Annotated in this window: 8 protein-coding genes; 3 read left to right on the top strand and 5 right to left on the bottom strand. The window is 62.0% G+C overall.

Features of this window, described 5'->3' with window-relative positions; genetic code table 11:
- Positions 1-130: FAD-dependent oxidoreductase (locus tag EN991_RS12575; protein ID WP_127368865.1), on the bottom strand; the 130-nt coding region annotated here is incomplete at its 3' end.
- Positions 131-432: 302 nt separating this feature from the next.
- Positions 433-1,764, bottom strand: a complete 1,332-nt coding sequence (gene mnmE, locus EN991_RS12580) for a tRNA uridine-5-carboxymethylaminomethyl(34) synthesis GTPase MnmE (protein ID WP_127368866.1) — start codon at positions 1,762-1,764, stop codon at positions 433-435.
- 64 nt (positions 1,765-1,828) lie between these two features.
- Between mnmE and EN991_RS12585 the strand changes: the two genes are divergently transcribed.
- A complete protein-coding gene (locus tag EN991_RS12585) occupies positions 1,829-3,847 on the top strand; it encodes a thioredoxin domain-containing protein (protein ID WP_127368867.1) in 2,019 nt (672 codons plus the stop codon).
- A gap of 200 nt (positions 3,848-4,047) precedes the next feature.
- On the opposite strand, the gene rho is transcribed toward EN991_RS12585, so the two are convergent.
- From rho to hemE, 3 genes are all read right to left on the bottom strand, one after another.
- Positions 4,048-5,313 carry a transcription termination factor Rho gene (gene rho, locus EN991_RS12595; protein ID WP_013528732.1) on the bottom strand — a complete coding sequence of 422 codons (1,266 nt, stop codon included), beginning with the start codon at positions 5,311-5,313 and terminating at the stop codon, positions 4,048-4,050.
- 229 nt (positions 5,314-5,542) lie between these two features.
- On the bottom strand, positions 5,543-6,079 hold the full coding sequence (gene hemJ, locus EN991_RS12600; RefSeq protein WP_063173417.1) for a protoporphyrinogen oxidase HemJ: 537 nt from the start codon (positions 6,077-6,079) through the stop codon (positions 5,543-5,545).
- Complete coding sequence (gene hemE, locus EN991_RS12605) at positions 6,079-7,110, bottom strand: uroporphyrinogen decarboxylase (RefSeq protein ID WP_063173418.1); 1,032 nt, start codon at positions 7,108-7,110, stop codon at positions 6,079-6,081. Before hemE ends, hemJ begins: the two co-directional genes overlap by 1 nt.
- 405 nt (positions 7,111-7,515) lie before the next feature.
- Between hemE and EN991_RS12610 the strand changes: the two genes are divergently transcribed.
- Both EN991_RS12610 and EN991_RS12615 read left to right on the top strand, forming a co-directional pair.
- Positions 7,516-8,337 carry a pyruvate, water dikinase regulatory protein gene (locus EN991_RS12610; protein ID WP_013528729.1) on the top strand — a complete coding sequence of 274 codons (822 nt, stop codon included), beginning with the start codon at positions 7,516-7,518 and terminating at the stop codon, positions 8,335-8,337.
- A gap of 238 nt (positions 8,338-8,575) precedes the next feature.
- The coding region (locus tag EN991_RS12615; RefSeq protein ID WP_206519199.1) for a Maf family protein at positions 8,576-8,923 on the top strand (348 nt) is incomplete at its 3' end.

Here is an 8,923-nt window from a genome sequence, read left to right on the forward strand (position 1 = left end):
ACATCACGCCGATCGTGTCGAAACGCAGCGTCACCAAGGCGGTCCTGGCACCGGCGCGCGCGGCAGCGCTGGCCGCCTCGCAACCCGCGTGGCCGCCGCCCACCACAACCACATCATAGCGATTGGTCATTTCCAAACGTCCTGGACTCAGAAGAATGAGGGACACATGTCCCTGCGGAGCGACGCTGTCAAGAAAACTCCGCGACAAGTTTCACGTGAAACAGCCGCGCCGCCAGTTAGCTCAGTGTTTCACGTGAGTCATCGGGGCCGCCTGACACGTTTCGCGTGAGTCATGCAGGCGGCGCAGCGCGGTGGTGGCCCAGATGAAGCCTCCCCGCCTTCGGGGTTCGTCGAAAATCACGAAGGCATGCGGCAAAGCAACATACGATCTAAAGGCAGCTCACGCCGCAGCGACCCAATGTTTCACGTGAGTCATTTCCCGATGCAGAACTGCGAGAAGATCACGTCCAGCATGTCCTCGACGTCGATGGCACCGACGATTCGGCCGAGGCGATCGGCGGCGAGCCGCAACTCCTCGGCGCGCAACTCCTGCTCGTTCATCCGGCCGTCAGTGGCGCGATGCAGATGGCGGTTGGTCTCGCCAAGCAATTCGACGTGGCGAAGGCGCGACGGCAGGACATCGCCGACGCTGCCGGCTGCCTCCGCCGCCCGCTGACCGATCTCCGCCAGCAGTTCCTCCACGCCCGTCCCGTTCTTCACTGAAATGACAAGGTCGTAATCCTCCGTCGCGTCGCTCGCCGCGCGGCTTTCCAGCAGATCGAGCTTGGTGCCGACACGTAAGATCGGCGCTTCGGTCGGCAGCAGTCCAATCTCCCTGGGATCGGCGACATCCCTAAGCAAGAGCAAGAGATCGGCGCCATGCGCCTTGGCCCTCGCCTTGTCGATGCCGATCGCTTCGACCTTCCCCGGCGCATCGCGCAACCCGGCCGTATCCGTGAGCCGAACACGCAGCCCCTGAAGATCAAGTGTCACTTCAAGCAGGTCGCGGGTCGTGCCTGGTTCATCCGTTACTATAGCGGCATCGCGCCGCGCCAGAGCGTTGAACAGACTCGACTTACCGGCGTTGGGGGCACCGAGGATGACGACCTCGAATCCATCGCGAATGATCTCGGCGGCGCGAAATCCGGCGATGTGCCGGTCGATCTCGTCGATCATCGTTCTGACATCGGACCAGACCGTATCCGAAACGGAACCGGGGACGTCTTCCTCGTCGGCGAAATCGATCTCGGCCTCGATCATCGCGCGGGCATGGATCAGCCTGCGGCGCCAGCCGAGATAGAGTTCGCTTTGGGCGCCTCCGGCATTTTGGACCGCGAAGCGCCGCTGCGCCTCCGTCTCGGCATTGACGAGATCCGCCAGCGCCTCGGTCTCGACCAGGTCTACCTTGCCGTTCAGAAAGGCGCGACGCGTGAATTCGCCCGGTTCCGCGTGCCTGACGCCGCCAAAACCGGTCATCGTCTCCAGCATTTTTGCCACAACGGCACGGCCGCCATGAACGTGGAATTCCGCGACGTCCTCGCCGGTGAAACTGGCCGGGCCGGGAAAGAACACAACCAGGCCGGTATCGAGCAATGTCCCGTCAGACGCCCTGAATCGGCGCAGAACCGCCGCGCGGTCCTTAACCATAGTCCCAGCAATCGTTTCGACCACGAATCGAGTCTGCGGGCCGGAAATTCGGATGACGGCGACGCCGGCAGGCAGCCGGCCGCTCGACAGCGCTACGATGGAATCGCCTGAAATCATTTGCCCGCTCTACTGAACCGCCCTAGCTTCACGCCTATCAGCCAATCGCATACGAGTTTGCCCAGTGACGCTGCCCGCGCAAAACCTGCTTGCCGAAGAAGCCAGCCCCTATCTGCAGCAGCACAGCGGCAATCCCGTCCACTGGCGGGCTTGGTCGCCGGCTTCGCTCGAAGAGGCGAAAGCGCTGGATAGGCCGATCCTGCTCTCGGTCGGCTATGCCGCCTGCCATTGGTGCCATGTCATGGCGCATGAAAGCTTCGAAAACGATGGCGTCGCCGCCGTCATGAACCGTCTGTTCGTCAATATCAAGGTCGACCGCGAGGAGCGCCCGGACATCGACCAGATCTATATGGCGGCGCTGTCCTCGATGGGCGAGCAGGGCGGCTGGCCGCTGACCATGTTCCTGACCCCGGACGGCAAGCCGTTCTGGGGCGGCACCTATTTCCCGCGCGAGCCGCGCTACGGCCGCCCCGGCTTCATCCAGGTGATGGAGGCAGTCGACAAGGCGTGGCGGGAGAAGCGGGCGAGCCTCAACCAGAGCGCCGACGGGCTGACGACGCATGTCGAGACGCGGCTCGCCGGTTCGCATGCCAGAACCGTGCTCGACCGCGCCACGCTGGCGGAATTGGCCAAGGGTATCGACGGCATGATCGACCGTGATCTCGGCGGATTGCGCGGCGCGCCTAAATTTCCCAACGCACCGTTCATGCAAACGCTGTGGCTGTCCTGGCTTCGCGACGGCAATGCCGCCCATCGCGACGACGTCCTCAACAGCCTCGAGCAGATGCTGAGCGGCGGCATCTACGACCACATCGGCGGCGGGCTCAGCCGTTACTCGACCGACGCCGAATGGCTGGTGCCGCATTTCGAAAAGATGCTCTACGACAATGCCCAGCTCCTCCGCTTCTGCAACTGGGCCTATGCCGCAAGCGGCAATGAATTGTTCCGGGTGCGAATCGAAGAGACGATCGGCTGGCTGCTGCGCGAAATGCGCGTCGACGGCGGTGCCTTTGCCGCCAGTCTCGATGCCGACAGCGACGGCGAGGAAGGTCTGTTCTACACCTGGAACCGCCACGAGATCGAAGCCGCCCTTGGCGACGATTCCGCATTGTTTTTCAAGCACTTCACGCTCTCCAGCCCGCATGGCTGGGAAGGCAAGCCGGTCGTCCACCAAACGCTGTCTCAGCAATCGCAATATGTGATCCACCGCGAAGAGATCAGCGCGCGCAAGGCGAAACTCCTTGCTGTCCGGGAAGAGCGGGTCAGGCCCGGCCTTGACGCAAAGACCCTCATCGACTGGAACGGCCAGATGATCGCAGCGCTTGCCGAGGCCGGCCGGGCGCTGGCGCGGCCTGACTGGATCGATGTGGCGGCAAAGGCCTTTGCCTATATCAGCTCTGGCAGCCGCGACGGCCGTCTGCCGCATTCGATGCTCGGCGCCAGAAAACTGTTCCCGGCTTTGTCCAGCGACTATGCCGCTATGACCAACGCCGCGATCTCGCTGTTCGAGGCCACCGGGGATTGGAGCTATGTCGACCAGGCCGGCCAGTTTGTCGGGCAGCTCGAGCATTGGCACGCCGACGCCGAGAAGACAGGTTACTACCTGACTGCTTCCGACAGCACCGACGTGCCGATCCGCATCCGCGGCGATGTCGACGAAGCCATTCCCTCCGCTACCGGCCAGATCATCGAGGCGCTGGTCAGGCTCGCCTCCGTCACCGGCAATCTCGAGCTGCAGGAGAGAGCCTGGCACGTCGCCGAGCATGCCGCCGGCCGCGCGACGCAGCAGGCCTATGGCCAGGCCGGCATCGTCAATGCCTGCGCGCTGGCAATCGAGCCGCTCAAGCTGGTGTTGGTGGATGAGTTCACAGATCCAAAGCTCGTTCCGGTTGCGAATCGAACCCCGGACCCGCGCCGCATCGACATCGTCGTGCCGATCGGTACGGCAGCGAATCGACCCTTGCTACCCGGTGGAATCCTGCCGCCGACCGACAAGGCAGGTGCATGGTTGTGTACAGGGCAGGTTTGTTTGCCGGCGGTGACGGATGCTGAAGAGCTCGAGCGATTGTTGCGACGGCGATAGTTTTGCTAACCGCCGGCGAGAGACGCCCCCTCTGGCCTACCGGCCATCTCCCCCTCAAGTGGGGAGATCGGCAGCTTCGCTGTTCCGCTCACCTTACGGCGTTGATAATTGCCGAAAGCGACCAAGGGCATAATCTCCCCCTAGAGGGGGAGATGCCCGGCAGGGCAGAGGGGGGCGCGAAGGATCGCTACCCCATCCCCTTACGTGTTCATCGAATCGAAGAAATCCGCATTGGTCTTGGTCTGCTTCAGCTTGTCGATCAGGAACTCGATCGCGTCGGTGGTTCCCATCGGCGCCAGGATGCGGCGCAGCACGAAGATCTTCTGCAGGTCCTGCTTGGAAACCAGCAGGTCTTCCTTGCGGGTGCCGGACTTCAGGATGTCCATGGCCGGATAGATGCGCTTGTCGGCCACCTTGCGGTCGAGCTGGATTTCGCAGTTGCCGGTGCCCTTGAACTCTTCGAAGATGACTTCGTCCATGCGGCTGCCGGTATCGATCAGCGCGGTGGCGATAATGGTCAGCGAACCGCCTTCCTCGATGTTGCGGGCGGCGCCGAAGAAGCGCTTCGGCCGCTGCAGCGCGTTGGCGTCGACGCCACCGGTCAGCACCTTGCCGGATGACGGCACGACGGTGTTGTAGGCGCGGCCGAGACGGGTGATCGAATCGAGCAGGATGACGACGTCGCGGCCATGTTCGACCAGGCGCTTGGCCTTCTCGATGACCATTTCGGCGACCTGCACGTGGCGCACCGCCGGCTCGTCGAAGGTCGAGGAGATCACCTCTCCCTTCACCGAGCGCTGCATGTCGGTCACTTCTTCCGGCCGCTCGTCGATCAGCAGCACGATCAGATAGCATTCCGGGTGGTTGGCGGTGATCGAGTGGGCGATGTTCTGCATCAGAACCGTCTTGCCGGTACGCGGCTGCGCGTTGATCAAGGCGCGCTGTCCCTTGCCGATCGGCGCCACCAGGTCGATCACACGGGCCGAGATGTCCTTGGTGGTGACATTCTCGATCTCCATCTTCAGCCGCTTGGTCGGATAGAGCGGCGTCAGATTGTCGAAGTGGATCTTGTGACGGATCTTCTCGGGATCGTCGAAATTGATGGTGTTGACCTTGAGCAGCGCGAAATAGCGCTCGCCCTCTTTCGGGCTGCGGATCGGCCCTTCGACCGTATCGCCGGTCTTCAGCGAAAAGCGCCGGATCTGCGACGGTGAAATATAGATATCGTCGGGACCTGGCAGGTAATTGGCGTTGGCGGAGCGCAGGAAGCCGAAACCGTCCTGCAGCACCTCGACCACGCCATCACCGATGATCTCGATCTCCTGGGCGGCCAGCTTCTTCAGGATCGCAAACATCAGCTCCTGCTTGCGCATGACGCTGGCGTTTTCGACCTCCAGCGATTCGGCATAAGCGATCAGCTCTGGCGGTTTCTTGTTCTTGAACTCGGCGAGTTTCATTTCTTGCATAGACGGACCTTGAATAGATGGAGTCTGGGTAGGCTTTGGGAAAATATCGGCGGGATGCGACAAATGCCGGGCGCGGCCGAAAACAACGAGGGGCGGCGCATGACGGGAAGGAAGACCCGTCTTTTATCGTCGGTCGGGTGAAAGAGCAAGCTGCGTTTTGCATGGCCTATGAAGGCCTAAACGCATCAATGCCTGTCGTAGTCTCCTGGCCGTTTTTGGGTAACATGCATCAGAACGGCTTGACCACCACCAGGATGACGATTGCGATCATCAGCAATGTGGGGATCTCGTTGACCATCCGCCAGTGCCTGGCCGGTTTTTCATTACGGTCCTCGGCGAATTTGCGCACCGCACCGGCCAGATAGCCATGCATGGCCGACAGCAAAAGCACCGCTCCGATCTTGGCGTGAAGCCAGCCGCCCTGGAAACCAAAGCCTTTCCAGGCAAGCCACAGGCCGAACACCCAGGTGACGATCATCGCCGGATTAATGATGCCGCGCAGCAGGCGCCGCTCCATCACCTTGAAGGTTTCCGACTGCACCGAGCCCTTCTCGGCATCGGCGTGGTAGACCAGCAGCCGCGGCAGATAGAGCATGCCCGCCATCCACGAGATGACGGCGAGGATATGGATCGCCTTGGCCCAGGGGTAGAAACTGTCGGGTGCCGCGAAATACAAAAGCGCGGTGAAAACGATCAGCACGGCGATACCTGATATCATGCGCATCATCGCCTGGCCGGTGCTGTTCGTGTTGTTCATCTGAGCCATCAGCGTGTCGCGCTCCGCACCTGTTTCACCATCGCCTCGACATGGGCGATCGGCGTCTCCGGCGTGATGCCGTGACCGAGGTTGAAGATCAGCGGGCCGTCTCCCAGCGCTCTCAGGATCGCCTCGACGCCATCCGACAGCGCCTTGCCGCCAGCCACGAGCCGCAAGGGATCGAGATTGCCCTGAACCGCACCCGAGCGCTGCAATTCCTTCGCCGCAATCAGGGGCACCGTCCAGTCGATGCCCAGCGCCGTTACGCCGGTCTTCTGTCGATAGGTCCGGTAGCGCGCACCGGCGCCCTTGGGAAAACCGATGATCGGGACATCGGGATAAACCGCCCGCACCCGGCCAACGATCTCGGCCATCGGCTGAACGCAGAACAAATCGAAAGTTTCATCGTCCAGCACGCCGGACCAGGAATCGAAAATCTGCACCACATCCGCGCCCGCCTCGATCTGGCGGATGAGATAGGCGGCCGAATGTTCGGCAAGCACCTTCAGCAATCGTTGAAAGGCCACCGGCTCGCGATAGGCAAAAAGCCGCGCCGGCGCCTGGTCGGGCGTGCCATGGCCGGCAATCATGTAGGTCGCCACCGTCCACGGCGCGCCGCAGAAGCCGATCAGGGTTGTCTCGTCGGGCAATTTGGCCCGCAACCGGCGAACCGTCTCGTAGACCGGTTCGAGATTCACGTGAAACACCTTGCCCTCCAGAGCCAGAATCTCCGGCGCGGTGATCGGCGTCAGCAGCGGCCCTCTGCCCTCTTCGAAGCGGACGTCACGGCCAAGCGCATGCGGAACGACAAGGATATCGGAAAACAGGATCGAAGCATCGAAGCCGAAGCGCTCGATCGGTTGCAAGGTCACTTCGACGGCAAGGTCTGGATCATAGCAGAGATCGAGGAACGAGCCTGCTCGCCTGCGTGTCTCCCGATACTCCGGCAGATAACGCCCTGCCTGACGCATCATCCAGAGCGGAGGCGGAAAATGAGCCTTGCCCTTCAGGACATCCAGCATGATCCGGTTCTGGGGCATCGAGCGCTCGCTTCTCCCGGCCTCTTCTATAATCAAAGATTCTTATATCTAAGATTCTTCTGATTCTAAGAGTCTGTTGGTTCTGGTGATTGCCACCTGTCCCGCTTTGCCCCGGAAAACACCAGCCAACATATTGTCGCGTGCTTCTTTTTCCCAGATGTAGGGTTCTGGGGATAGGTCGGAATCGATCAATCGAGTCAAAGCGTTAGGCGGAGCGGTGAAAGGCAGGTCCTGTGGACGGACTGTAGGCGAAAAAAGCCGTCCCCAAACTTGTCCCCAGTCGCCCGACGAAGCTGACAGCGCATCGAATTGTGGACAAACTGCCATCTGATACAGTCGCCTCCGACCGACCCGTCTTTTCATCCCGCTTTATCCACAGAAGCCCACAGCCCCAGGTGACCCCCTGTGAACAAACCCCAGAGCTTCTTCCACCTGCACCTGATTTCCGACGCGACCGGCGAAACGCTGCTCGCCGCCGGCCGGGCGGCTTCGGCACAATACAAGGATGCGCGCGCCATCGAGCATATCTATCCGCTTATCCGCACCGAAAAGCAGGTGGCGAAGGTGTTCGAGGACATAGAGGAAGAGCCGGGCATCATCCTCTATACGGTCGTGGACCAGAAGCTGGCGCGCGGCATCGACGAGCGCTGCGCGGCCATGGGCCTGCCCTGTGTGTCGGTGCTGGAGCCGGTGCTGACCGTGTTCCAGTCCTATCTCGGCACCCCCGCCGGCCGCCGCGTCGGCGCCCAGCATGTTCTCGACGCCGAATATTTCCGCCGCATCGATGCGCTCAATTTCACCATGGACCATGATGACGGCCAGCTGCCGCTCAACATGGACGATGCCGATGTCGTGCTGATCGGCATTTCTCGCACGTCGAAGACGCCGACCAGCATCTACCTCGCCAACCGCGGCATCAAGACCGCCAACATCCCGATCGTGCTCGGTGTGCCGGTGCCGGAAAGCCTGGTTGCCGCCAGCAAGCCGCTCATCGTCGGGCTGATCGCCACCGCCGAGCGCATCTCGCACGTCCGGCAAAACCGCATCCTCGGCAACAGCAGCTCGTATGAGGCATCAGACTATGTCGATCGCGCGGCGATCAGCGAAGAGCTCGCCTACGCCCGTAAGATCTGCACGCGCCATGGCTGGCCGATGATCGACGTCAGCCGCCGCTCGATCGAGGAAACGGCGGCGGCCATCGTTGCCCTGCGGGGGAAGAATAGATAGGGCAGGTAAGATAAGTGAGCACCAGCACCCCTCATCCGACCTCGCTTCGCGAGGCCACCTTCTCCCACAAGGGGAGAAGGAAGAACGTGGCACCGTCGTCTCCGCAAGATACCGCCAGTTGGCGATTTGCAGCGGCGTACGCGCGGGACTTCCCTTCTCCCCTTGTGGGAGAAGGTGGCCGAGCGAAGCTCGGTCGGATGAGGGGTGCGTGACGGAGCGCCAACATGGGTGAATCAGCATGACCGAAAAACTTATCCTCGCTTCCGGCAGTCCGTTCCGCAAGGCGATGCTGGTCAATGCCGGCATCGATGTCGAGGCGGTGCCGGCCGATGTCGACGAGCGCGCGCTCGAGTCGCCTTTGCAGGATAGCGGCGTCTCGCCCGAGGACGTCGCCCTGGTGCTGGCCGAGGCTAAGGCGACCGAAGTCAGCGAGCGCAGGCCGGGCGCCCTGGTGCTGGGCTGCGACCAGACGCTGTCGCTCGGCGACGAGGTGTTCCACAAGCCGGCTGACATGGAGGGTGCCCGCCGTCATTTGCTGGCGCTGTCGGGCAAGACCCATCAACTCAACAGCGCCGCCATGCTGGTT

It is taken from the genome of Mesorhizobium sp. M7A.F.Ca.US.005.03.2.1 (assembly GCF_003997795.1).
In the GTDB taxonomy this organism is placed as follows: Bacteria; Pseudomonadota; Alphaproteobacteria; order Rhizobiales; family Rhizobiaceae; genus Mesorhizobium; species Mesorhizobium ciceri.

Excerpts from the sequence above, each read along its gene's own strand:
- mnmE (WP_127368866.1), bottom strand. The coding sequence starts at position 1,764 with ATGATTTCAGGCGATTCCATCGTAGCGCTGTCGAGCGGCCGGCTGCCT.
- rho (WP_013528732.1), bottom strand. The coding sequence starts at position 5,313 with ATGCAAGAAATGAAACTCGCCGAGTTCAAGAACAAGAAACCGCCAGAG.
- hemJ (WP_063173417.1), bottom strand. The coding sequence starts at position 6,079 with ATGGCTCAGATGAACAACACGAACAGCACCGGCCAGGCGATGATGCGC.
- hemE (WP_063173418.1), bottom strand. The coding sequence starts at position 7,110 with ATGCCCCAGAACCGGATCATGCTGGATGTCCTGAAGGGCAAGGCTCAT.